The 24,426-nt window shown below is 45.4% G+C and carries 21 protein-coding genes and 3 pseudogenes; 12 read left to right on the top strand and 12 right to left on the bottom strand.

Going from position 1 to position 24,426, the window contains the following annotated elements:
- Positions 1-29 precede the first annotated feature (29 nt).
- The 5 genes from A372_RS0106390 (at position 30) to A372_RS0106370 (ending at position 6,555) form a co-directional block, all read left to right on the top strand.
- On the top strand, positions 30-1,052 hold the full coding sequence (locus A372_RS0106390) for an ABC transporter substrate-binding protein (RefSeq protein WP_019419998.1): 1,023 nt from the start codon (positions 30-32) through the stop codon (positions 1,050-1,052).
- A gap of 107 nt (positions 1,053-1,159) precedes the next feature.
- Positions 1,160-2,266: an ABC transporter ATP-binding protein gene (locus A372_RS0106385; protein ID WP_019419997.1), complete on the top strand. Its 1,107-nt coding sequence runs from the start codon at positions 1,160-1,162 to the stop codon at positions 2,264-2,266.
- Positions 2,263-3,918 (top strand): ABC transporter permease, encoded by a 1,656-nt coding sequence (locus A372_RS0106380; protein ID WP_019419996.1) that lies wholly within the window; start codon positions 2,263-2,265, stop codon positions 3,916-3,918. The genes A372_RS0106385 and A372_RS0106380 overlap by 4 nt, the downstream gene beginning before the upstream one ends.
- Positions 3,919-4,073: 155 nt before the next feature.
- The gene (locus A372_RS0106375) at positions 4,074-5,774 is read left to right on the top strand and encodes a sensor histidine kinase (RefSeq protein WP_019419995.1); all 1,701 of its coding nucleotides are present in this window, start codon (positions 4,074-4,076) and stop codon (positions 5,772-5,774) included.
- The gene (locus A372_RS0106370; protein WP_019419994.1) at positions 5,767-6,555 is read left to right on the top strand and encodes a response regulator transcription factor; all 789 of its coding nucleotides are present in this window, start codon (positions 5,767-5,769) and stop codon (positions 6,553-6,555) included. The genes A372_RS0106375 and A372_RS0106370 overlap by 8 nt, the downstream gene beginning before the upstream one ends.
- Before the next feature lie 169 nt (positions 6,556-6,724).
- On the opposite strand, the gene A372_RS0106365 is transcribed toward A372_RS0106370, so the two are convergent.
- The 5 genes and pseudogenes from A372_RS0106365 to A372_RS39490 form a co-directional block, all read right to left on the bottom strand.
- Positions 6,725-6,994, bottom strand: coding sequence for a NifU N-terminal domain-containing protein (locus tag A372_RS0106365; protein WP_019419993.1), 270 nt, complete (start codon positions 6,992-6,994; stop codon positions 6,725-6,727).
- A 47-nt stretch (positions 6,995-7,041) separates the two neighbouring features.
- Positions 7,042-7,485 carry a HEAT repeat domain-containing protein gene (locus tag A372_RS0106360; protein ID WP_019419992.1) on the bottom strand — a complete coding sequence of 148 codons (444 nt, stop codon included), beginning with the start codon at positions 7,483-7,485 and terminating at the stop codon, positions 7,042-7,044.
- Positions 7,486-7,556: 71 nt separating this feature from the next.
- The gene (locus A372_RS0106355; RefSeq protein WP_019419991.1) at positions 7,557-7,745 is read right to left on the bottom strand and encodes a DUF3934 family protein; all 189 of its coding nucleotides are present in this window, start codon (positions 7,743-7,745) and stop codon (positions 7,557-7,559) included.
- Between the two features lie 179 nt (positions 7,746-7,924).
- Entirely contained in the window at positions 7,925-8,260 is a 336-nt protein-coding gene (locus tag A372_RS0106350; protein WP_019419990.1) for a zinc ribbon domain-containing protein, read from the bottom strand.
- Positions 8,261-8,272: 12 nt separating this feature from the next.
- A pseudogene (locus A372_RS39490) lies at positions 8,273-8,673 on the bottom strand (recombinase family protein).
- Between the two features lie 206 nt (positions 8,674-8,879).
- Here A372_RS39490 and A372_RS0106340 point away from each other — a divergent pair.
- The 5 genes and pseudogenes from A372_RS0106340 to A372_RS36195 all read left to right on the top strand — a co-directional run.
- Entirely contained in the window at positions 8,880-9,461 is a 582-nt protein-coding gene (locus A372_RS0106340) for a TetR/AcrR family transcriptional regulator (RefSeq protein WP_019419988.1), read from the top strand.
- A gap of 152 nt (positions 9,462-9,613) precedes the next feature.
- Positions 9,614-10,501, top strand: a complete 888-nt coding sequence (locus tag A372_RS0106335; protein ID WP_019419987.1) for an NAD(P)-dependent oxidoreductase — start codon at positions 9,614-9,616, stop codon at positions 10,499-10,501.
- On the top strand, positions 10,498-11,727 hold the full coding sequence (locus A372_RS0106330; RefSeq protein WP_020424610.1) for an MFS transporter: 1,230 nt from the start codon (positions 10,498-10,500) through the stop codon (positions 11,725-11,727). Before A372_RS0106335 ends, A372_RS0106330 begins: the two co-directional genes overlap by 4 nt.
- Before the next feature lie 561 nt (positions 11,728-12,288).
- Complete coding sequence (locus A372_RS0106325; protein ID WP_019419984.1) at positions 12,289-12,537, top strand: helix-turn-helix domain-containing protein; 249 nt, start codon at positions 12,289-12,291, stop codon at positions 12,535-12,537.
- A gap of 37 nt (positions 12,538-12,574) precedes the next feature.
- A pseudogene (locus A372_RS36195) lies at positions 12,575-13,360 on the top strand (hypothetical protein); the annotation flags it as partial.
- Between the two features lie 199 nt (positions 13,361-13,559).
- Here A372_RS36195 and A372_RS0106315 read toward each other — a convergent pair.
- From A372_RS0106315 to A372_RS0106305, 3 genes are all read right to left on the bottom strand, one after another.
- The gene (locus A372_RS0106315) at positions 13,560-14,786 is read right to left on the bottom strand and encodes a copper amine oxidase N-terminal domain-containing protein (protein WP_026010928.1); all 1,227 of its coding nucleotides are present in this window, start codon (positions 14,784-14,786) and stop codon (positions 13,560-13,562) included.
- 249 nt (positions 14,787-15,035) lie between these two features.
- Entirely contained in the window at positions 15,036-15,884 is an 849-nt protein-coding gene (ahlS, locus tag A372_RS0106310) for an AhlS family quorum-quenching N-acyl homoserine lactonase (protein ID WP_019419982.1), read from the bottom strand.
- A gap of 249 nt (positions 15,885-16,133) precedes the next feature.
- Positions 16,134-16,658, bottom strand: coding sequence for a DUF4241 domain-containing protein (locus A372_RS0106305; protein ID WP_019419981.1), 525 nt, complete (start codon positions 16,656-16,658; stop codon positions 16,134-16,136).
- Between the two features lie 662 nt (positions 16,659-17,320).
- On the opposite strand from A372_RS0106305, the gene A372_RS0106295 reads away from it, so the two are divergent.
- Positions 17,321-18,850 (top strand): flavocytochrome c, encoded by a 1,530-nt coding sequence (locus A372_RS0106295; RefSeq protein ID WP_019419979.1) that lies wholly within the window; start codon positions 17,321-17,323, stop codon positions 18,848-18,850.
- 228 nt (positions 18,851-19,078) lie between these two features.
- On the opposite strand, the gene A372_RS0106290 is transcribed toward A372_RS0106295, so the two are convergent.
- The 3 genes from A372_RS0106290 to A372_RS0106280 all read right to left on the bottom strand — a co-directional run bounded on the left by A372_RS0106290 (position 19,079) and on the right by A372_RS0106280 (position 22,285).
- On the bottom strand, positions 19,079-20,293 hold the full coding sequence (locus A372_RS0106290; protein WP_019419978.1) for a NupC/NupG family nucleoside CNT transporter: 1,215 nt from the start codon (positions 20,291-20,293) through the stop codon (positions 19,079-19,081).
- An 85-nt stretch (positions 20,294-20,378) separates the two neighbouring features.
- Positions 20,379-21,335 (bottom strand): nucleoside hydrolase, encoded by a 957-nt coding sequence (locus A372_RS0106285; protein ID WP_019419977.1) that lies wholly within the window; start codon positions 21,333-21,335, stop codon positions 20,379-20,381.
- Positions 21,335-22,285: a nucleoside hydrolase gene (locus A372_RS0106280; protein WP_019419976.1), complete on the bottom strand. Its 951-nt coding sequence runs from the start codon at positions 22,283-22,285 to the stop codon at positions 21,335-21,337. The genes A372_RS0106285 and A372_RS0106280 overlap by 1 nt, the downstream gene beginning before the upstream one ends.
- 715 nt (positions 22,286-23,000) lie before the next feature.
- Between A372_RS0106280 and A372_RS36190 the strand changes: the two are divergent.
- A pseudogene (locus tag A372_RS36190) lies at positions 23,001-23,993 on the top strand (IS3 family transposase).
- A gap of 69 nt (positions 23,994-24,062) precedes the next feature.
- Here A372_RS36190 and A372_RS0106265 read toward each other — a convergent pair.
- Complete coding sequence (locus A372_RS0106265) at positions 24,063-24,395, bottom strand: winged helix-turn-helix transcriptional regulator (protein WP_019419972.1); 333 nt, start codon at positions 24,393-24,395, stop codon at positions 24,063-24,065.
- Between the last annotated feature and the right edge of the window lie 31 nt (positions 24,396-24,426).

Raw genomic sequence — 24,426 nt, 5'->3', positions numbered from 1 at the left:
AAATGAACTCAGTTCAGGGGGAATAAAAAATGAAAAGGTTTTCTATGTTGCTGATAGCTTGCATGCTAGTTGTGGGGGCGCTAAGCGGTTGTGGAAATAGTGAGTCGGATTCAGCTTCATCAAATAAACTCGTCATCTACAGTCCGAATAGCGAAGAAATCATCAAGACCATCATTCCAATGTTCGAAAAGAAAACGGGGATTACGGTTGAGCTTGTAACGGCTGGAACGGGCGAAATTTTTAAGCGCTTACAGTCTGAAAAACAAAATCCCTACGCTGACGTGATGTTCGGTGGTTCGATGGCTGGTTTCCGTGAACATGCCGACCTCTACGAACCTTACGTATCACCTGAAGACCAATACTTAATTGAAGGTCATCGCAATACGACGGGCTTCGCTACTCCTTATATTTCAGATGGAAGCGTGCTCCTCGTGAACAAGAACTTGATCGGCGATATCAAAATTGAAAGCTATGAAGATTTGCTGAATCCAAAGCTGAAAGGAAAAATTGCTTCTGCTGACCCGGCAAGCTCAAGCTCTGCCTTCGCTCAGCTAACCAATATGCTGAAAGCAATGGGCGGCGACTACGAGAATCCGAAAGGCTGGGACTATGTTAGCAAATTGATTCAGAATCTAGACGGTAAAATTGCAAGCGGTTCCGGTGCCGTTCACAAGAGTGTCGCTGACGGTGAATATGTTGTTGGCTTAACTTACGAAGACCCTTCTAACACGTATGTCAGAAACGGTGCACCTGTAGAAGTCGTGTATCCGAAAGAAGGCGCCGTATTCCTGGATGCAGCGTCCGCTGTTATCAAAGACGCACCTCACATGGACAATGCCAAGAAGTTCATCGACTTCATTCTTTCAAAAGAAGCGCAAGATGCGTTCGGCACGCAATTAACGAACCGTCCGCTTCGTATAGATACGAAGCTTGGAGACTACATGACGCCATATGCCAACATCAACATGATTGATGAAGATACGGACTATGTAAGTGAGCACAAATCCGAAATCATCGAGCAATACATCTCTCTGTTCACAAGCATCAAATAATTTATAATAGCGTGTCAAAAAGTCCGGTTTTCAGCGAGTTACCTTCTGCCGTGCTTCGTGATCAAAAACGGACTTTTTGACTACCTCTAAAAGGTTAGGTGACAACAATGAGCGTGACAATAACTATCAAAGACCTAGTAAAAAAATATGGCGATACCACCGTCATTCCTGAGTTGTCCCTGGAGATTAAGAAGGGTGAATTTTTCACCCTTCTTGGTCCTTCGGGATGCGGCAAGACAACGCTGCTGCGCATGATTGCCGGCTTCAACAGCATTGAAGGCGGAACGATTAACTTTAACGAACGCGTCATTAATCAGGTCGAACCGGGTAAGCGGAATATCGGGATGGTGTTCCAGAGCTATGCCATCTTCCCTCACCTAACGGTTAAAGGAAATATCGCGTTCGGGCTGGAGAATCGAAAATTATCCAAAGCGGAGATTAGCTCCAAAGTGGATGATATCTTAAAGGTCGTTCAAATCGAACAATACAAGGACCGCATGCCGAAGAACCTGTCCGGCGGCCAGCAGCAGCGCGTTGCACTAGCCAGAGCGATTGTTATCCGCCCGGATGTCCTCCTGATGGACGAACCCTTATCCAATCTGGATGCCAAGCTGCGGGTCGACATGCGGAACGCGATTAAGGACATTCAACGTGAAGTCGGCATTACAACCGTCTATGTCACGCATGATCAGGAAGAAGCGATGGCCGTATCCGATCGCATTGCAGTTATGAAATCAGGCATCATTCAGCATCTGGGCACGCCTCAAGAAATCTATCAACGTCCTGCGAATGTATTCGTTGCTACCTTTATCGGTCGCACGAACATTATCGAAGGAAGCTTAACGCGCCAAGCGAGCAGCTATAGCCTGCATTTCGGTTCAAGCTATTCGGAAGAAATCTCTAACATTCAACTTCCGGCATCGAATAAGCAAGCTGAACTTAACGTCAAAATTTCGGTTCGCCCTGAGGAATTCATTATTACCGAGGATCAAACCGGTATGAAGGCGACCATTGTGCACAGCGTATTTTTAGGACAGAACACGCATTACTTTGTCGATTTGGAATCCGGTCAACGCGTGGAAATTACGCAGGAATCGAAAACCGCACAAATACTAGAACCTGGCCAAATCATTTATCTGAAAGTGAAGACAGATAAAATCAATGTGTACGATGCTGCAGGTGAATTGAACTATACAAGGGGCGATCAGCTATGAAGGGGACGCGCAAACGATTTGACGTCTGGACTAACATTTCGTTCCTGATCTTTGCTTTCTATATTTTGTTCCTGGCCCTGCCTTTATTTACGATGCTGTTCAAAAGCTTTTACAACGGTACGACTGGTGACTTTTCACTCGCCTATTTCGTGAAGTTTTTCAGTAAACCTTACTATACCAATGCACTATTCAACAGTATAAAAGTAACCGTCTGTGTAACCGCCCTTGCGGCTATCATTGCAACACCGCTTGCCTATATCATGGCTACCGTTAAGATTAAAGGGAATTCAACCATTCGGATATTGATCCTGCTCTCGTCGATGTCGGCTCCGTTCATTGGAGCTTACTCCTGGATCTTGCTGTTAGGCAGAAGCGGCGTCATTACCAAATTCGTAAGCAACACATTTGGGATTACGATGCCTGATATATACGGATTTACCGGTATTTTAGTAGTGTTAACCTTGCAAATGGTCCCTCTTATCTTCATGTATGTATCGGGAGCACTTAAGAATGTCGACCAATCGCTGATGGAAGCTGCAGAAAGCATGGGCTATAGCGGCTTCAGCAAAATGCGCAAAGTGCTGCTCCCGCTCATTACGCCAACCCTACTCGCAGGCGGTCTGCTCGTATTCATGCGCGCACTCGCCGATTTCGGTACGCCGATGCTGATTGGTGAAGGGTTCAAGACAGTCCCTGTATTGATCTTTAACGAATTCATCAGTGAGGTCGGCGGCGATGACGGCTTTGCTGCCGCAATCAGCGTCATTGTCGTATTGTTCGCAACCGCGATCTTCTTGCTGCAAAAATTCGTGGCCAATCGCAAAGCCTTCACGATGAGCGCGCTGCACCCGATTGAAGCCAAGAAGAAAAAAGGAATCGGAAACATAGCAGCACATGCAGTCATCTACCTGTATACGTTAATCGCGCTTTTGCCGCAGCTATATGTCATCTATACTTCATTCCTGAAATCGAACGGCCGAATCTTTGTTGACGGATTCTCGCTGCAAAGCTATCGGGATGCCTTCAATAATATCGGCGGCGTCATTACGAACACGTTCTTCCTAGCCATCGTGTCGCTGGTCGTCATTATCCTGCTCGCGATTCTGATCGCTTATGTAACTGTTCGCAGAAAGAATGCTTTAACGAACACACTTGATATTTTCACGATGTTCCCTTATATCGTGCCTGGCTCCATTCTAGGGATTGCCTTGTTGATTACGTTCAACAATAAGCCGCTGGCAATAAGCGGAACCGCACTCATCATGATCATCTCGTTCGTCATTCGGCGACTTCCTTATACGATTCGATCGAGTGCAGCCATTCTGCATCAGATTAACGATGGGATTGAAGAAGCAGCCATCAGCCTGGGAGCTTCCCAGATGAAGACATTCTTCAAGATTACCCTGCCGATGATGCTGGCAGGCGTGGTGTCCGGTGCGATATTGAGCTGGATTACCATCATTACTGAATTAAGCACCTCTATCATCTTATATACAGGCAAGACGAAGACCGTTACGGTTGCCATTTATACCGAGGTCATTCGCGGGAACTATGGCGTTGCCGCAGCACTGTCCACGATTCTTACCGTCATTACGGTCGTATCGCTGCTCGTCTTCCTTCGATTATCCGGACAAAAAGAAGTCTCACTTTAAAAAGTTGCTTTTGAACCCGTATTTTTAATAGATTCATCTACATCCAAGTCGGTACCTGTAGCATGAGGGCCGGCTTGGTTGTATTTGGATTATCAGCTGTCAACTGCGAGTCAGTATAATAGTGTTGAAAGGGCTTATCATAGGTGGAGGGCGACATGGAACAAAAAAAGATTCGTAACTTCAAGGAGTCAACCCGTCACTTATTTCGACTCTACACGGTTATTCCGTTTTCCATTTTAATCGTATTATTTCTTATTTTCACCATTATTAATGGAAGAATGAACTTAACTCAAAAAACATCGGAGGCTGCCCAATCCATCAGTCATTCCATGGCAGAGGTATTTCAACAATATAACGAAGAAATCAATCGGATGGCCGTCTCTCCTGCTGTGATGAACTATATGACCACGCATTTGGGCAGTGATAAAGTGTACTCCGAATTCTATGAATTCAACAGTAACCAGAAGGTCAAGAGCATCTTCCATATCGTCGATACGAATGGCATCTTCCGGGCTAGCTCCGATTCGCCGGATGCGCTGTATTCCAACTTTGCCTTCAGCAATCTCATTAACCGGATCAATCAGAGACCGAACGACACGCTGACCGAAATGAACAGCTTCCGTTACTCGCATGATCGCGATACGAGCTATACATTCGGCAAAGCGATTGTCAAGGACAAGCAGACAATAGGATATATCGTCTATCAACTGTATGAATCCGACATGCAGAAGCTTATTTTTGAACAAAACAATGAAATTGCGATGATCACCGACGAACATAACACGATAATTGCCACAACCAGCAATGTCACCAAGGGCGTGCTGAACAAATTCAGCCCCAAGCTCGACGATCAAGGACATGTTCTGTTGAACGACGGGACGTACTACATGTATTCCAAGCGCATACCGGGCACACCCATTCAAGTGATCACGCTCAATTCCTACAAGTCCGAGCAATACACCTACTATACGGTGTCTATCTTTGTCCTTGCTGCCAGCCTGCTGTTATGGGTCATCATTCATTTCCTGTCGAACAAAATGTCTGCTCGCAATTCCGAATCGATCGATAAATTAGTTCTTGCTTTGGCACAGCTGCGCGAAGGGAATTTCAATGGCTATGTCGACATCCAGACGGATGACGAGTTCGAAATTCTCGGCGATGAGTATAATGCGATGCTTGATCGGTTAAAGGATTTGATGAAGAAAAATAAAGAGCTGTCCGAGCTCCGCACCATTATCGAAGTGAAGCAGCTGCAATCCCAATTCCATCCGCATTTTATATTCAACGTGCTGGAGACCTTGCGCTATGCGATTAAGATTGACGCGAATCAAGCGCAGGACATCGTCATGATTCTATCCAGACTGCTTCGATACAGTATCGGGAATGATCGCAGCGTCCAGCTGAAGGATGACATGAATTATGTGCGGGATTATTTGAAGCTGCAGCACATTCGATTCAATGAACGACTGGAGTACCGGATTTCAGTAGCGGAGGAAACCCAGGATATATATGTCCCTAAGCTTTTGCTTCAACCAATAATTGAAAACGCTATCAAATATGGCTATCAGAACCAAAGCAATGTGCTTATTGAAATCCGTATCTATCCTTCTGCCGGGAAGCTGATGCTGGAGGTTTGCGATAACGGGCAAGGCATGGATGAGGAAACGTTGCAGAACGTCAATCAACTCTTGCAAAGCCAAAATAACACGACACAGCATATCGGGCTATACAACGTCCATCGCCGTTTAGTGCTTCTCTATGGCGAGGAATCCGGCATCCACATCGACAGCACGCAAGGAAAAGGCACCTGTGTGACACTGACAATTCCTTACGAAGGGAGTGGAAATGATGTTTAAAGTTCTGCTTGTTGAAGACGAAGATATGATCCGCAGGGGAATACGGTTCAGCATTGATTGGCTGAAATACGACTGTATCGTGATTGAAGAAGCGCTTAATGGACAAGATGGCTATGAAAAAATCTGCGATCTTGAGCCGGATATTGTCATTACGGATATCAACATGCCGATTATGGATGGCATCTCCATGATTCGAGAGGGACTGCAGAAGCATACCTTCAGCAGCATTATCATCTCCGGCTATAATGAATTTCATCTCGCCAAGCAAGCATTACAGTTAGGCGTAACCGAGTTTCTAGTGAAGCCATTAGAGGATGACCAATTGATTGCAGCACTGGAATCTGCCAAGGCCAAAGTAGACTTAATACGCAAATATGAAATCATCTCCAATCATCCGCAAGAAAAAGAAGAGATTCTGAACAGCAAATTTTTGGAGAAAGAAACGAAGACATCGAAATATGTGTCCCGAATGATCGCCTATGTGCAGGAGAACTATGCCAAGAAAATCAGCATTCACGACCTCGTGGAGCAGCTTGAGTTAAGCGCCTATTACTTGAATCAAAAATTCAAGGCAGAGACAAGCTATACGTTCAATGAGTTCCTCAACCGCTATCGCATCCAAAAGTCGATCGATTTACTGAAATCAGGCGATAACAAAGTATATACGATCGCGCAGGATATCGGCTTCAGCGACTACAAGTACTTTATTAGCATCTTCAAAAAGTACGCCCACGTCACGCCAAGCCAGTATCAAGAATATTTCGGGGATAAGAACGGATAGCCTAGTAACTTATATAGAAGACACCTCTTCGGTAAGGCGGTGATTGCTTGACTCCTTCACGCGACGAAGAGGTGTTTTTCTATTGCGGTGATGTTGTCTCTAGTTGAACTCAACTTATTTCATCGCGGCCCATCACGATTTCTTGGAGGTGTTCATCACTGTTGCGTACTCAGGAGTATACTACTTTAAAAGCCTCTTCCACTTTTGGTAGAATCGTATCCCATTCCGCATCCGCTTTCTTGCTGATCGTGACAAAATCATTAATCCCGAAAATATTATCGATACCTTCGATGCTCAACAGAGCACGAGCCAAGGGATGATCTGTTTCAGCACCGCTTTTCAGAGATGTACTTGCGGGACCTTCAAATATTCGTTCACTCGTATTGATCTTGACTGCATTCGGATTCGGTGTTGCCTGAACATTGATTTCTATTGCCATGTAATCACTCCTTTCAGTGCTATTGTAGCATGACATTTTGAGTCATACTACTTTTTCGCTAACGATGCCCACGTGTTTTCAAGCCATTTATCGAAGTCAGCGCCCTTGTCACCTTCGTACGTATCATACACATCAATTCTCATCTTTTTTAACTTCTCTTTGAACTCTTCATACGTATGACCTTCTGGCAAACTCTTCTTAATTCTCAACAAGATTTTAGTAACTCCTTTAATCAAGTCGCCTTTTTTCCTTGATGGCAATTGGACATCTTCGCCAAATTCTTTGAGCTTACGAAAAGCAGCCTCTTGAACTTGATACACATCATCGCTAATCATTCTATACGTTAGTAGATTGATTGTTTGTTTGTTTTTCCACTGACCTAACTCTTCAACAGCATCTAAACGTTCTCTCCAATTAGACGTTCGATTCACAGATTTTTTTAATTCCTCATAATTTGAAGGTAATTCGCTTATCACATCTTGATTATCCAAACAATCCCATCTCCTTCTGCTTCAAATCCCGTTTTTTCTGATTCTGATTCAACTTTTGTTGTAAAGATGTCCTATATTTCGGATTTTTCACTTTTATCCTTTATTACTGCTGGGCTCTTTGCCCCATCCGCTTTTTTAACACCTTTGCTTTTATAAGGTTTTGGTTTGTTTTTTGCTCTCTTTTCACTAGCTTGCCATCTATTCCAACCCTTTTTGTCCGTTCCTCTACCTGTTCCACCTTTACCCTTAGCTTTACTCATATAATCACTCCATGATTGTTTGTATGTAGAGTTCCCCGTCCTTGGTTGGTTTTATCCATTTCACACGGTTATTTAACCAAACATAATGAAATATACAACATCGTTAATCTGCGGCCTAATCATTTAAATTCCCACTAACCCCGTTAACTAGCTTACTATATCAAAGCTAGGTACTAAAATCAAAAGCCTAACCCCTCCATAAAGTTTACCTCATTTAAATCATTTTTATCATCCATAACTTTCACATTCGCTCGTTTTAGAATAGTTTGCACCAGTAAGTTTTGATCCAACACATTGCTAGACATTCGCCGTAAGTCATTTAATACTGCCTCTTTCAATTCAATTTGATTGATGAAATGGGAAGTGCATTTTTCAACACCTGTTTTCTGATAAGTTCCGCAGACATAGCCTTTGCGGTCATACTTGTAGTTCATGCCTTTACCGCAATCTTCACAAAATGCCAATCTAGCGAATAACGACTTCTTCTCTCTGCCTCGATATATCCGATCAGCCATCTCTCGCCTCTTCTATTGAACGGCTTTAAACTGTTCTCTAGTAACTAGAGGTTCATGATGGTTAGGGACGATAATCCAATCGCCCTTGTCAATTTTCTTCCGTTTATTATATCCCTTCTTTTGAAGATGAATTTTATCCTTGCCATCAACCTTCGAACGCTCGTGGACTAGATCTCCTGTATAGTGCGGTTTGATAGTACAAACCGAACAGAAGAATCATGCCACTGTTGACCGTTCTTTCTGGATGGGTAAATACCTTCCTCATTTAGATAATTGGCAATTGCTTGAGCACCCATATTATTATTTAGGTATAGGTCGAACATTAATTTCACAGTGAGAGCATGCTCAGTATTTGGAACAAGCTTCCCAGGTTTTACTTTATCATAGCCTAAAGGTGCTGTTCCGTGAAAAATCCTTCGTTCCCAAGGATTCTTGCTTGGTTCAATTATCAGGACGATTGGGCTAGAACATAATGCAGTTACTTAAATAATTGACATAGATTTAACCTCCTTCTCTTCCTGCTGCGGATTCTTTTTTTACATGAAGGTGCCCTTGACTTTTGAATCAAGCGCTTCTATACTATTACAGAACGATCATTACAAAACAGGAGGCGATTATCTTGCGCCCAAGAGAATTTGATCTTGACGATATAGTGGACGCAGCCATGCAAGTTTTTTGGCAACGCGGTTATTCCGCGACCTCGATTCAAGATTTGGTCGAAGGTACTAGCTTGGGCCGTAGCAGTATATACAATGCCTTTGGAAGCAAGCATGAACTTTATGAGCACTCGCTTCGCCGGTATCAGGAGTTAAAAGCCCGGAAGATTGCGGTGCTCTTTGAACCCGGTTCGGTTAAAGAGCGGGTCCGGCAGCTGTTGATGGACGTCGTTGACGAGGAACTCGGCGATGAAAAGGGGCTCGGCTGCATGACTGCGAACGCAGCGCTAGAGCTTGCAAGTCATGATGAGGCGATAGCTGTAATCGTGTCGCAAAATTATAATTATTTAGAGATGGTATTGTACGGGGTATTTTGTCACGCCCAAGAGAACGGTGAAATTGCTTCAAACAAGAACGCTCGCGCACTCGCTCGGTTTGTGCTGAGCACGATACAAGGGCTGCGGGTATTAAGCAAAGGCTGTCTTGGTCAAAATCGGCGACAGCTCTTGCTTGATGTGGTCGATGTAACGATCGATGCACTTTAAAGAACGACCTTGACACAAAATCGTAATCCAGCTCTGATAACCTGCATCCAATGCAGGAATTTTTTTTCCTGTTTTGTAACGATTGTTCCAAATTAGACTGGCGCAATGCATGTCCTGCGTGCAGATTCCATTCACCTATAGGAGGTTTTGAAATGTCAAATACTAAAAACTCGAAGCAATTAAAAACGATCGCGGTACTTGGCACCGGCATCATCGGTGCGCCTGTGGCGCGCAATTTGCAGAAAGATTTGTTTGCCGTGCGTGTTTGGAATCGGACACGTGCCAAGGCGGAGGAGCTTGCATTATGCGGTGTTGATGTGTTTGATACGCCCCGGGAAGCCGTTGATGGGGCGGACATTATTATTACGCTTCTCAAGGACGGACCGGTCGTATTGGACGCGATGGAATCCGCTGCGCCTGGTTTGTCCAAGGGGGCGATCTGGATTCAGATGAGTACGGTCGGAATCACGGCGATCGATGATCTGGCGGCCTTTGCGAAGCGGCGGGAACTGAAGTTTTACGACGCACCTCTCCAAGGTACACGTCAGCCTGCGGAACAGGGACAACTTGTCATTCTCGCATCTGGACCAACCGAAGAGCGAGACAACGTACAACCGGTTTTTGACGCCATCGGCAAACGTACCATATGGGTTTCCGATCGGATCGGAGCGAGCAGCCGTCTTAAGTTGGCACTGAACAGTTGGGCTTTCGCACTGACGCATGGTGTCGCTGAAAGTCTTGCGATCGCAAAGGGGCTCGGCATCGATCCAGCACTTGTAGTGGATGTCGTTAAAGGTGGTCCGATGGATAGCGGATACTTTCAGCTTAAGGCCTCATCCATCCTCGCGGATGACTATACAACCAGCTTTTCTATCGCTAATGCGGTCAAAGATGCGCAGTTGGTTGTTGAAGCTGCTGAGCAGGCGGGTATCCAAGTGGATGCTACGGTTGCCGGGCTGCAGAGATTCCTGCGAGCTCTCGAAGCTGGGCATGGTGACAAGGATATGGCTGCATCCGGGTTAGTCAGAGTAGAGCGATGAGTACGTCCGAAAACAACAAATCGGTTGCATCTGACTTCCAAGATGCGCCTAAGGCAGATTCAGATCGACTTCCCATTTGGCGGCTGTTGGCGTTTACGATGGCAGGCTTCATCGCAATAATGACGGAAACGATGCCAGCTGGCTTGATGCCGCAAATCGGTCGAGGCCTCGGCGTCTCAGAGGCGCTGGTGGGCCAACTCGTGACGCTTTATGCCTTTGGCTCGGTGGTGGCAGCGATTCCACTCATTGCCGTGACGCGCAGTTGGCGCAGAAAACAGGTGTTGCTGCTGGCGATTGGCGGACTGTTCCTCTTCAATACCGTAACCGCATTGTCCGCCAACTATGCGCTGACACTGGCAGCACGATTCGTTGCCGGCATGGCCGCAGGTTTGACATGGGGACTGCTTGCGGGCTATGCGCGGCGGATGGTGCCGCATCATCTGCAGGGGCGCGCTTTGGCGATTGTGGGGGTGGGCCAACCTGTCGCTTTGTCTTTAGGCGTGCCGCTGGGCACCTGGCTTGGAACCTTTTTCGATTGGCGAGGCGTTTTTGGGATCATGTCCGCATTCGCGCTTGTCCTGATCGTATGGGTGCTGGTAGCGGTGCCCAATCATCCTGGCCAAACGGCGCACCAACGACAGCCTGTACGCAAAATTTTTATGACACCCGGGGTTCGCCCGGTGTTGTTTGTAATCTTTGTTTGGATATTGGCGCACAACATCCTCTACACCTACATCGCGCCATTTATGGCCCATGTTGGACTCGCCAACCATTTAGACCTCGTCCTGTTGATCTTTGGCGTCTCATCCGTAGTCGGGATTTGGGTTACTGGCCTGTTCGTTGACGGCTGGCTTCGCGCACTGACGCTTATTAGCCTTGCTGCGTTCGCCGGGGCCTCAATGGTACTAGGAATCGCCAGTGAAGCGCCGTTAATCATCTATCTCGGCGTTTCTGCTTGGGGCCTTACTTTTGGTGGTGCACCAACGTTACTACAGATAGCTATAGGGGATGCCGCTGGAGAGGGAGCTGATGTGGCGCAGTCGATGCTGGTAACAATCTTCAACCTCGCGGTTGCCGGGGGAGGCGTTGTTGGCGGACTGTTGCTGGAACACATGGGGGCAGGAACCATCCCTTGGGCGCTTGCACTACTGAGCCTTATCGGCTTGTTTACTGCATGGAAGAGCAAGGCCCACGCTTTTAAGCCTGGTCGTCGCGACGCAAGATGACAACTCTGCTTTTAGCCCTAATTGCATCTGATTATCCACCGAATGGTACGGTATTGGGCTACATGTGAGATTGAGGTTCAGGGAAAGCTGCGCTTTACATCATGAGAAACCGAACTCACAATTGTCTGTTTCAGCTTTTTTCTTTTTCTGCTGCTCTTTCGTTAAGCGAACGGGCGCCCTGGTGAGTGGTTCATTTGCAGAGCAGAAAGATTCCCTGTTTCATCATCCTAGATGTAGCCTTTTACGGTTTTGACACTTCGATTCAGAATAGACGTAATCGGACTTCCCGGTGACCTTGCAAATGTAAATATAGCGCCTGATAGCGCTCGAACATGCGGCAATCTTTGCTTTTTTCATCGCTTTCGTTATTTCTTAAAATCTTGATGTGTTTTCCAATTTCATTCCCTGCCTTGGTCCCCGCAAAGTAATCGGAGTAAGCATGTCTATTCAATGTTTCATGACTTATTCGACATGCAGGGATGAATTTCCTTACTACCTACTGAAATAACCTTATAGAAAGACATATGATTATCTTTAACTATCAAATAAGGGGTTTTAAAGTTGGCAACTAATAATAAGAAGTTAATTGAACTCCCCGCATTTGGAAGGGCTCTTCGGAAGATTCGAAAAGAGAACCAACTAACCCAAGACGAACTCAGTTTATATTCCCGTGTTGATCGGTCTTATATTAGTGAACTGGAGAATGGAGAAAAGGCTCCCTCTTTACTCACCATTATCTCGTTAGCCAAAGCATTACATATTAAACCATCCGTTCTCATAGAGAATTTCGAGATGGAGTTGGAAGAGTAATCATTTTATACTATGTTGTAACTAGCAAAAGGCTGATTGGGATTCTGCTTTGACTACCCTACCCGAACATGATATTTCTATAGCTGTGCTTTCATCGGGAGGGAGTTCTACCTACAATAGTATTTTTGCATCTAATATTTTATTGGAATATACAAGAACCAAAGGCATCATTAAAGAGATCCTACCTAAAAAACATTTGAACCTCCATTGAAAGTGGACATGCCATCCGATTTGCTTGCTTACTCTGGATTATACGGTACCGTAGGTAAAACGGTATGGGAACATAGAAATGGAAAAAACTACTACGATTTGGATGAAAAGATAACTTCAATCATGTATCTGACCAAAGCGCTTTTGGCCAAAAATATATCCGTTGACATCAACCATGGATACGCATCCGGCACTAAAATTGTTGATAAGAATAAAGCAGTAAATGTAATTAATATTCCTATTATGAACGGAAGAGATGTTTTTGATTTGAATTTCTATAACGTGAACCATAAGGAGTATTTAAGGATCGATGGACAATCCTATATCAGTGAAGATGCGATTCAACCCATTTATGAAGGGAACTCCTCGATTTGCATCATACCATCCACTGCTTAGGCTGTATGGTATAAGATTAAATGAAAAATCAGCCAATCGAGTCATGACCGTTAAGGCTCCGGTAAGTGGGGGATTTGCCGTTTATGACGCGAAGGGAAAGGTTGTGAACTTTTCAAAGGCAACGAGCAATCATTCGGTAGTACTGCCTGAAGGTGGGATGATCGTTTTTGGTGGTAATGAGGAGGATGTCTTTAAAATCAATTTGAATAATGAATAAATCTATGGAATAATGCTTATTCTGAATGAAGTGGCAGTAAGGTTAGTCGTGAACCGCAAAGTCAGTCCCGGTGAAGTAAGCGTTCATCGGGACTTTTTTATTGTAGCAGCTCATGCGAAAATGACGGCTAATCAGGGTGGGAAATTTAAGACTTACGGAGATATTTGTCCCTTTACTCGCGATCTGATTCAGAATTTGCTTATTTCATTGCGGCCCAGCTTATGTAGTCATGAATCGCAAAGCCGGCATAACTTGAATATCGAGACAGTTTTTTATGAGCTGCTTGTAGCTCTTTTTCCATGGCTTCTATACTCTTGGAATAAAACGATGCCCGATCACTCTCCAAACTTTTAGCGGTCTCCACGGCAACGATCACTTCTTTGTTAAGAGTCGATGCTTCTCTCATCATCGCATTCGCATTTTCCACAATCCCATTCTTGCCTAATGCAAAATTGCGATAATCCATAATCACAAGACAATCGAACTTCTCCAATAACCATGCGCTGAAGCTGTATTCAGTGCCCGGAACCTTTACGGTATTCAGCCAATAAGGAACATCTAACGTAATTTTCAGGCCGCTCCCTTTGGTTTCCTTCTCGATCAACCTTAAATTGTCCATCCAGCTTTCAAGAATCGCCTTATTGTCTGTCTTCCATTCGGCTAAAAGATAAGGTTCGATATCAAAGTGCAGACCCGCAAAGCTCTCTTCCGCTCCAACGGACGCATTGTAGCTTTTAACCCATGCCATAAATTTTTTAATTTCATCCTGCTTCGTTTTATAGGCCCATTCGGGACGCCCCGCAAGCGCCTCTACTATAATTTGTTTTTCTGTTGCGCTTCGAATAAAGCTTGCATAAATCTCTGGAGCAATATCTCTATCAATCTGAAGATAAATGGACGCCACACCGTTATCGCTTGCAAAGTTTACTATTTTTTCTTGATCCCTTTCGATGAGTTTGCTATCCCACATCCACGTTCCTTTTTGAACGTTTTTTACAGAAGTTGTTATATTGACTTGATTACGCTCTGGCTGCCAATCTACATCAGCATGAAAGATTTCGCTGATGAAGCGAAGCGGAATCAGCGTACGGCCGTTTTTGACCGTCGCTCCTCCACCGAAGGTTACCGTCTTTCCGTTCACCTGCGCATAATTGTCGCCAATCCCCAAAGTGACGGTGTCATTTTTATACGTAAAAGCGATTTGGTTTAATGCCCCGTTCCACTTTACTTTTGCGCCAAGCTTTTCGGATACGAATTTGGCAGGAACCATCGTCCGGTTGGATGTCTTATCGACATACGGGGGTTCATCCGGGAAAGCAACGTCATGCCCATCCACTGTTACTTGGATTGGGGAAGCACTCACATTGGGGAGATAGATTCCTAAACTTAAAGTTATAGCTAACATGCAAAAAAGCAATTTTCTCATACAGCTCATATGATACTACCTCAGCTTCTCCGATGGGTTCGGATTTTTCTCTGTAATGTTGAACGAATGTCGCACAAAAGGATTATATAATATGCAACATTTGCAAGGAAATCCGACCTATGAACCAAGTTGTCAATGGCGCCGTATTCTGTGTTTGACTAGCACAGTGCAATGATTTCTTTTAATAGAACCTAGCAGAGCTGGTCATACCCACCTGCTCACAGTATGATAAAGCCTTCCTTTGCCTTCTTATTCATAGTATCCTTCGGTTGATTTGCGGAGCTCCTTGAATTGATTCACATCGTGTCCGAACCACACTTGGGATTTCGTTCGGGCGGCAAGAGTGCGGATCCTTTCGACCGTATTCCGGTACCCAATCGAATCATACATAATGCCCGGCGGCCTGACCGGTGGGCCGTAGCTCTCCGCCGTATAGATGGTATCGGAAGCGAGGATGATCCCGCCCGTTTCCGGCATTTCGATATGCAGGCCCAGCATGCCCCAAGCATGGCCGCTTCCGAAGTTCAGAAGGGTAATGCCTTCGACCAGCTCCAACTGATCCGCTGTGCGCTTAATCGTTTTCCACTGCAAATGATTTTTGATCCAGGCATCGATGTCCGCCCATATGTAGGATCCTTGTTTTTCGTTGCGTGCATAAGATTGCAGCGCGCCGTTCAGCTCATCCTCGTGAACGATAATCGTCGCGTTCGTGAACAGTTCCAAGCATCCGGCATGATCCAGATGCAAATGGGAGGCCACGACATACTTGATGTCACGTGGCGAGACATTCAGCTGCTCCAGCCGGTTATGCAGATAACATTCCTCACTCGCTGCCCAAGGGAACGCGAGCTGCATCATTTCGGGCCATCGCCCTTCCTTGCCCATCCCGTTCGGATTACAGGCCGTATCGAACAAAATCTTTCCTTCCGGATGATCGATCAATACGGTATAGACCGGAAATTCCACGAACTCCGTCGCCGCATTCGGATTCAGGATCGTAGCCGGATTATGCATGCCGATCAACCAGTTTTTGTCCATGCTCATGTGGCCGTTATCCATGACATACAGCTTAGGACGGGCTTTAAGCACATTCGTCATGTTCATTTCCTCCCATGTATAATGTACGACTCAGGATACACTTTGATTCTATGATCAAAAATGGAGACTTATAAACTAAACTTTCATAAGCAGGAGTTATTTAGTTTACTGAGACATGACAAAAAAGCATAATAACGTTCCATCACCTTCAGGACATCATTATGCTTGGGCTTTGACCGTTTAACTTAAACATCCACAGCAAGCATTGGACGGTACTCCCGTTTAAGACTTTGGTCACCATTTCTTCTCTTATAGATCTGCATCTTTAATGAAAATAATCTTGACTCCAATAATTCGATTCTGTTCATTGGCGGCATAATACGCCGCATAGCCTCCATCCCCGAAGCCGGAATGCGAGACTGCGCCACCATCCATGACACCGGCTTCCTCATCGCTTTCCGTAATGTCGCAGCAGGATAAATACCAGTCGCTGTCCGTATCGGACTCTGTCCCTTGAGGTTCGGAATCCGGAATTCGATACTCGCTGACGTCAAAGATCCCCGCTTGCCCGCTGTCCACCCCGACAATAAAATGACACTTCACCCATTCGAGTTCATCTGGCTTGTCGGCAACCGATATGTGATAAGCAATTAGCTTGGCGCAAGCTTCGCCCCAATCCCGAACCTCGGTTTTATGTACCTGAGCGGCCCACGTTCCGTTGCTTACATTGTCCAGCACACCCATAATAATCGTATTTTCATTCCGTTCGTAACAAGGATCGGATACAACCACTTTACCGGATGTAATTTCAAATTGGCCCAATGGAATAATCATAGCTATCTCCCTTCTTCTTAACAAACGACCATCTGAAAAAACCTCCGTCACTGGAGGCTACTGCTGCATCATCGCTTGCGCGCATAATCCAAGAAATGAAGTAATGATCGTAGCGAGTCAAAAAACACGAAAGAGGAATTCCACGCCCTTCAGAGAGTACTTAAGATAGGAGGCTAAAAAATGATGATTTCAACAAGTAAATCTAAAATCCTTGTCGTTATGGGGAGTATACTCCTTATGCTTACTTTATCAATCTTCATATATAAAGGGAACTCCTCCTCCTCCACACTATCTGCAGAGCGATTACAGCAGCTCTGACAAGAGTACCCCGCTTATAATGGTAGCGCCTTTATAACAGCAGCCTCCTAACTCGGTAATCGTAACTGATTTGATGTATTTTAGAAACCCGATGCATGATCAAAGACAAAATTAAAATATTGTGAAATAAATCACTATAAATGGGGGCGATAGTATATTAAAATAAAGTGAACCTAAAAAAGCTTCCGAAGCAGACCAGAGGAGGTAACCGTGAACGATTTTAAGTTCGGAGAATAAAGGCGACGATACGATCACCGCATCTCATTTTCTCCGTTACTCTCTCCTTTTTCGTTGGGCTCTTTATGTTCATCTAAATAACATCATAGAAAAACGGGGTGGTTAACATGAAAAAGAAAGTAGCAGCAACGTTTATTCTCGTTCTCTCTTTCATGCTCGTGATCGCGGGATGCGGTAGCGGGAACCAGAATCAAAACCAGAGCCAGGGCAATGAAAAACCGGCGGAGTCCACAGAAACGGAAGCCGTTTCGGGAGCTTCTAAAACCAACTATACACCCATCGATCAATTAAAAGATAACTATGATATCATCATTGTCGGTGCAGGCGGTGCCGGAATGTCTGCTGCACTTGAAGCAAAAGAAAAAGGCATGAACCCGGTTATTTTCGAAAAAATGCCGATTGCCGGCGGCAATACGATGAAATCATCCTCCGGTATGAATGCTTCCCAGACCAAGTTCCAAAAAGAGCAAGGCATTGAGGACAGCAATGATCTATTTTACGAAGAGACTTTAAAAGGCGGTCATGATACTAATGACAAAGAGATGCTTCGTTTCTTCGTTGACAATTCCGCAAGTGCAATCGAATGGCTTGATTCGATCGGAATTCGTTTGAACAATATCACGATTACGGGTGGTATGAACGAAAAGCGCACACACCGTCCTGAAGACGGCTCAGCGGTAGGGCAATATCTTGTCAACGGCTTGGTGAAAAATGTTCAAGAGAAAGAAATTCCTCTTTTCGTAAATGCTAATGTGACGGAAATTACGGAGAAGGATGGCAAAGTAAACGGCGTTAAGGTCCTCTTCGACAATAAAGATGAGAAAACTATTGCAGCGGATGCTGTCGTTGTGACAACCGGCGGTTATGGCGCTAACATGGATATGATTGGCGAGGTTCGCTCCGATCTGAAAGGTCTTGTGACAACAAACCAAGTAGGCAGCACCGGTGACGGCATTAAGATGATTGAAAAGCTCGGCGGTGTAACAGTAGATATGGATCAAATCCAGGTTCACCCTACGGTGCAGCAGGACAAATCCTATCTCATCGGGGAAGCGGTTCGCGGTGAAGGAGCGATCCTTGTTTCTAGTGAGGGCAAACGTTTCACCAACGAGCTGGACACTCGTGACAATGTCACTGCTGCAATCAATAAGCTGCCTGAAAAATCAGCTTATCTTGTATTTGATTCCGGCGTAAAATCCCGCGCTAAAGCGATTCAGCAGTATGAAGAAATGGGCTTTGTCATTCAGGGCGATTCGATCGAGGCTTTAGCCAAAGAAATGGGTGTTCCGGCAGATCAGCTAACAGCGACGCTGGATACATGGAACAGCGCAGTGAAGAATAAAAAGGATGCCGAGTTCGGCAGAACAACTGCGATGGACAACGACTTGTCCGGTGCGCCATACTATGCAATCAAAATCTCCCCTGGGATTCACTACACCATGGGTGGCGTGAAAATCAATACGAACACAGAAGTATTGAATAAAGACGGTCAACCTATTCCTGGCTTGTATGCAGCAGGCGAGCTTACAGGCGGCTTGCACGGTCAAAACCGTATCGGCGGCAACTCCGTTGCAGAGATCATCATCTTCGGCCGCCAAGCCGGCATACAATCGGCTGAATTCGTAAAAGCACAATAAGATATCAGCTTCCTCTTTTCATTAGCCAACAACAAACGCTTGGGCTCATCATAGTCCAAGCGTTTGTTTTATTTGCCCAGCTGTTGCTTTTTATGATGTCGGTGCTGGCGGTTCCAGAAAAAAAGGCGACCATTCCCCGGTTGAATGGAGGGAAGCGATCGCCGCTTGATTTACTGCTTTTTAGCTGTCTACATGACGGGGGTATGACATCTCAGTCGATCATTTGATCTACACGAGCATCCCGGCAATAGCCGCGCTCAATAGGTTAGCCAATGTTGCGGCAATGACCGCACGGAAGCCCATCTCGGCAAGATCTTGTCTTCTTGAAGGAGCAATCCCGCCCAAGCCTCCAATGAGGAGTGCAATGGCCGCCAGATTGGCAAAGCCGCAGAGCGCGAAGCTGATGATGACAACACTTTTTGGAGACAGATTTACAATCTCAGGCGCAAACGAAGTGTACGCTACAAATTCGTTCAAGACGAACTTTTGACCGATGAAGGAACCCGCCTGCAGCGCTTCACTCCATGGAACACCGATCAGGAAGGCAATCGGCGCGAACAGGTAGCCGAGAATTTGCTCCAGCGTCAGCGCCTCAATTCCGAACACGCCGCCAACCCAGCCAATGATCATGTTCACTAAGAAAATGAGTGATATAAATGCCAGCAGCATGGCACCTACGCCGGCAGCGATCTTGAGCCCGTCCGAAGCTCCGCGAGCAGCGGCATCGATGACATTTCGGGACTCCGTATCTTTTACCATGCTAACCCGTTCCACTCGAAGATGATGATCGGTTTCAGGCATGATAATTTTAGCTAGCAACAAGCCGCCGGGAGCTCCCATGAATGCTGCTGCAAGTAAATATTCAATCGGAACGCCAAGCATCGCGTATCCGCCCAGAACGGAACCAGAGACGCACGCCAGTCCGCCGACCATAATCGCGAACAGCTCCGACTTGGTCATTTTCTCAATATAAGGCTTAACAACAAGTGGCGCTTCTGTCGGACCTAGAAAAATATTCGCAGCTGCTGACATCGATTCCGTTTCGCTCGTTTTGAGCATCTTCGCCAGAAATCCGCCAATGATTTTCGTAGCCCACTGCATAATGCCGAGATAGTACAGAACCGCTATCAAGGAACAGAAAAAGATGATAATAGGCAATACCTGCAGCGCGAACGTAAAGCCTGCCTTTTCCGCACCCAGTATCCCGCCGAACAAGAACTGAATGCCCGCATTCGTGGAATCGATGATGCTCTGAACGGCCGTAGCCAAGTAGTTCAGCATCTTTTTGCCGAACTCCCACTTCAACACGATCAATGCAAAAATAAATTGAATCGCAAACGCGCCAATCACCGTTCTCGGATTAATCGCTTTGCGATTTTTCGAAAACGCAACTGCGATCATAAAAATCCCTAAGATTCCTAGAAGTCCCCAAATGTATTGCATATACCTATCCTTTCTTCATCGTGTCAATGACCAAGAATGTAAAGCGAAAGGGGCAAACGGCCGCTAAAGCGGCTATTCGCAGTCATTAGTTAATGGACTTCAATACGTCCAACAGCATTTCTTTAAAAGCATCTCGATCAATCGCTTCACAGACGCGAACATTGCGAGTGCGTTCCAAACGATTGTTAATATCCACAAGGCTGTAGCCTCTTGTCAGCTCACCGACGGTTTCGACATCAACGTGATAGAGATTGGACTTCGTCATGATCTTCTCGTCCGCCGCTACGGCTGCGAGCAGCGTATCCGGATGCGTCGTGCCGTTCAGTCGATGAACCGTTTTATTGAATCTCATGACGACCTTGTTGACATCTTTGAAGAATTTCGCGCCCTTCGTTCCCAGCGCTTCGATCTCTTCATGGTCGCTATCGTCCATGATGGAATATTGCGTGCACATTTCCCAACCGACCATGGTGATGGGAATCCCCGAATGAAGCACGATTTTTGCCGCTTCCGGATCAACGTAGAAATTGTACTCCGCACTCGGCGTAATATTTCCCAGCGCATTGTTCGTGCCGCCCATAATATAGAGATGCGGGATTTTCGATACAATGGTCGGGTCCTTCTTGATCGCCATCGCAATATTCGTTAACGGCGCAATCGCGATAAGATGGATTTCTCCTGGATTGTTGTGAACCGCATCGATAAGGAAGTCGACGGCATGACCTTTTTCGGGAGACTGAATCGCTTTTTCGAAAAATGAATCCCCCATCCCATCCTTGCCGTGCACATCCTCGACCGTACGATGCTCTTTTTGGCCAAGCCCCATGATTGGGCGCTCATGTCCTTTGTACACAGGGACTTGTCCGCCTTTTCCCGCTACTTGAACGGTGTAGAGCGCATTTTCAACCTGCTGATCGAACTGGACATTGCCGCCGGTAATCATAATGCCTTCGACTTGAAAATAGTGAAGCGCCGTTAAAATGGCGATCGTATCGTCTCCAGCCGTGTCGGTATCAATAATGACTCGCTTTTTCTCTGACATTACAAATCCCTCTCCGTTGCTTTTTTCGCCAATTCGGTAATGTAATCAAAGAATGCGTCGCGATTCACGTCATAAACGACATGTACCGGGCGTCCGTCAGCCGTTTCAACGGTTCGGCCTTGGCTTGCGCCTTCCGTAATCACCATACTGTTAATCGTTTGCACCTTCACAAGATCGCTATTGCCAACGAACGCTGTCGTTAATACATCCCACAGATAGTATGTCGAGTTCGTCGAGAAATGAACAAGAGGCGGCACCATCGCATAGCATTGGCCCAGGAAATCAACGCCGATATGCTTGCGTTCCGCAGCCCAGCGCTCACGAACATCCAACGTAAGCGGCACTTGATTGGTACTTTCCAGTGCCACCAGATCAATCTCGATCCCGCTGGCCCATACACGAGCAGCCGCTTCCGGATCCCAGAATACGTTCCATTCTGCCGTTCCGTCATGCTCAGGCTCATGCACATTGCCTGCTTCACGGAAGGTACCGCCCATCCATACAAGGCGTTCTACCTTTTCTTCAATCGAAGGATCGATATCTAATGCGCGAGCAAGGTCAGTAAGCGGGCCCGTAAACAGCAAGGTCGTCTTGCCTTCCGTTGCGCGCAGCGTGTCTATAATATGAAGATGTGCCGGCTTGTCCGCTACAGGAGTCACCACTTTACCGGATTCGTTGAGAAGCGGCAGGGCATCAACATAGAACGCATGCATGCGCCAGTCCTTCGGAAACGGATTTTTTCCGCGGGAATTCGACGCGGCTACATCCACACCGCCATTACCGAAACGATCAATGATTTTACGGCTTGCAAACATAGCCGGTTCCAAGTAACAATCCGCCGGAATGACCGACACGCCCGTCAACTCCACATTGTCCATATGCAGTAACAAAAATAACGAAATTAAATCATCAACGCCGCCATCATGGTTAAAATAAATGTTCTTCTTCATCTTATCTCCATTCCCATCCCCATACATCAACACGTAATTTGCAGGAAATGTAAGTTTTGTATCAATGTATAAAACGTTGTAAAACCGAACAAAAATATTAAATCAACATTTATTATTCGGATTCCAATTAAAAATAATACTAAAATTTCTCTAAAAAATATATACTTAATGAAAAAATATTAGAATCCAAAAAGTGGGGGATGTGAGTGGTGGGCGAGCTAATTGATGCAAAATGTGCCGAATGGCTGATGTGCTCATCCTGCTCCGGTTTCCAAAAAAGCCCTCTCCATGAAGAGAGGGCAATCCTGTATGAAAGCCACATCATGCCCATCCACTGTAACTTGGACTGGGGAAGCATAAACAGTGGGGATAGAGAGACCTCGACTTTCTATCTGCATATTTCATCTACTCTTAACCTCTTCCAATTAGAAGCCGAATATAAATGAGCGCGTTTTAATTTAAGTGAACACTTATTTTTTCTGTATTTTATTAAAATCAACTTTTATGGATTTTAAAATAAACCTCTTATCATTTCAGCCAGGATGCAATCAGTTAAAATACGAAGATATCCCCTCCGCTCAACATCAGAGATCATCATTACCAACAATCTCACTATGTTAACCACGAGGGATACTTTTGAAGCGGCTACACTTAGTTGGACAGAAAAAATAAGGGCTAGTAGAATGAACACATCAGAACAAGGAGCAGATCTACTATGCCAAGAAAAAGACGTACATTTACAGATGAATTCAAAAGACAGATGGTTCAGTTATACGGGAATGGAAAATCAAGAGCAGATATTGTAAACGAATATGAACTGACTGCGTCTGCACTGGATCGTTGGATCAAGCAAGCAGAACGGTCAGGCTCCTTCTCAGAGAGGAACAATCGCTCTCCTGAAGAGAATGAGCTTATTGCTTTACGAAAAGAAAACCAACGTCTTAAAATGGAGAATGACATTTTAAAGCAAGCAGCGCTGATCATGGGACGAAAGTAAGTGTCATCATGGGAAATCGTGACAAATACAAGCATATGGCACAAGAAAGATCAAAGCCAAGCTTCATGAACGCGGACTTACTGTATCTAGACGCCGAATTGGACGCATCATGAAGGAGCAGGGGCTTGTTTCTACGTATACGGTGGCTCAATACAAACCTCACAAAGCGGCATGTAACGAGTCGTAGCAGTCAAATGAACTGAACCGTCAGTTCCAGCAAGCTGAAGAGAAACGCGTCGTTGTAAGCGATCTAACGTATGTCAAAGTCAAAAACAGATGGCACTACATTTGTGTACTGGTTGACCTCTTTAATCGAGAGATCATTGGCTTTAGCGCAGGCACGAAAAAGGATGCCCCCTGATCGCGCGTGCCTTTGCCTCTGTCCAAGGAGATCTGCGTCAAATTCAGTTATTCCATACGGATCGCGGCAGCGAGTTCAAAAACAAGTTGATTGATGAGACGCTTACTACGTTCCAGATCGGTCGTTCTTTAAGCATGAAAGGGTGTCCTTATGATAACGCCGTTGCTGAAGCTACATTTAAGGTAATGAAGACTGAATTTATTCATCAGATGAACTTCCAGAGCCTGCAGCATCTTGAGTTGGAGCTGTACGACTACGTAAATTGGTACAACAAACATCGTATACATGGAACTTTAGGCTACGTGAGTCCTGTTGACTACAGAAGATTAGCCCTTAAAAAAGCTGTCTGATTTACTGTTGACAATCCAATGTGCCCCTAGCCAGATTAACAGGCTCTGTAAAAAGCACAATGCTCATTTTTATTTTTTCTGTCCTAATACATCCCATGAATTTCCCCATTCTTTCATAGCTTCAAAAATCGGATGAAGGGATTGCCCCCTTTTGGTAAGGGAATATTCGACATGCGGAGGAATTTCTGAATAAATAACACGACTAATAATCCCTTCTTCTTCCAACTCTTTTAATCGCAGAGAGAGTGTCCTTGGACTAATCCCTCTTAAAGACCTCTGTAACTCCCCGAACCGCTGTGGACCGTAAAAGATGTCCCTTAGAATTAGAAACGTCCATTTACCTCCAATTACATTCATTGTCTTTTCGATAGGACAGTTTTGGTGATTAGATTCGTGAGACATCTTTTATACCTCCGACTATCATTAAGTATAG

Origin of the sequence: Paenibacillus sp. OSY-SE (assembly GCF_000283315.1) — a bacterium.
Classification (GTDB): domain Bacteria; phylum Bacillota; class Bacilli; order Paenibacillales; family Paenibacillaceae; genus Paenibacillus_B; species Paenibacillus_B profundus.
The sequence above is the reverse complement of the archived record's forward strand: the minus strand, read 5'-3'. Positions and strand labels throughout refer to the sequence as shown.

Coding starts and splice junctions, on each gene's coding strand:
- A372_RS0106385 (WP_019419997.1), top strand. CDS start 1,160: ATGAGCGTGACAATAACTATCAAAGACCTAGTAAAAAAATATGGCGAT.
- A372_RS0106335 (WP_019419987.1), top strand. CDS start 9,614: ATGTCAAATACTAAAAACTCGAAGCAATTAAAAACGATCGCGGTACTT.
- A372_RS0106290 (WP_019419978.1), bottom strand. CDS start 20,293: ATGCAATACATTTGGGGACTTCTAGGAATCTTAGGGATTTTTATGATC.
- A372_RS0106350 (WP_019419990.1), bottom strand. CDS start 8,260: ATGGCTGATCGGATATATCGAGGCAGAGAGAAGAAGTCGTTATTCGCT.
- A372_RS0106265 (WP_019419972.1), bottom strand. CDS start 24,395: ATGTCTCACGAATCTAATCACCAAAACTGTCCTATCGAAAAGACAATG.
- A372_RS0106375 (WP_019419995.1), top strand. CDS start 4,074: ATGGAACAAAAAAAGATTCGTAACTTCAAGGAGTCAACCCGTCACTTA.
- A372_RS0106295 (WP_019419979.1), top strand. CDS start 17,321: ATGAAAAAGAAAGTAGCAGCAACGTTTATTCTCGTTCTCTCTTTCATG.
- A372_RS0106285 (WP_019419977.1), bottom strand. CDS start 21,335: ATGTCAGAGAAAAAGCGAGTCATTATTGATACCGACACGGCTGGAGAC.
- A372_RS0106380 (WP_019419996.1), top strand. CDS start 2,263: ATGAAGGGGACGCGCAAACGATTTGACGTCTGGACTAACATTTCGTTC.
- A372_RS0106370 (WP_019419994.1), top strand. CDS start 5,767: ATGTTTAAAGTTCTGCTTGTTGAAGACGAAGATATGATCCGCAGGGGA.
- A372_RS0106280 (WP_019419976.1), bottom strand. CDS start 22,285: ATGAAGAAGAACATTTATTTTAACCATGATGGCGGCGTTGATGATTTA.
- A372_RS0106365 (WP_019419993.1), bottom strand. CDS start 6,994: ATGGCAATAGAAATCAATGTTCAGGCAACACCGAATCCGAATGCAGTC.
- A372_RS0106330 (WP_020424610.1), top strand. CDS start 10,498: ATGAGTACGTCCGAAAACAACAAATCGGTTGCATCTGACTTCCAAGAT.
- A372_RS0106355 (WP_019419991.1), bottom strand. CDS start 7,745: ATGAGTAAAGCTAAGGGTAAAGGTGGAACAGGTAGAGGAACGGACAAA.
- A372_RS0106315 (WP_026010928.1), bottom strand. CDS start 14,786: ATGAGAAAATTGCTTTTTTGCATGTTAGCTATAACTTTAAGTTTAGGA.
- A372_RS0106305 (WP_019419981.1), bottom strand. CDS start 16,658: ATGATTATTCCATTGGGCCAATTTGAAATTACATCCGGTAAAGTGGTT.
- ahlS (WP_019419982.1), bottom strand. CDS start 15,884: ATGACGAATGTGCTTAAAGCCCGTCCTAAGCTGTATGTCATGGATAAC.
- A372_RS0106390 (WP_019419998.1), top strand. CDS start 30: ATGAAAAGGTTTTCTATGTTGCTGATAGCTTGCATGCTAGTTGTGGGG.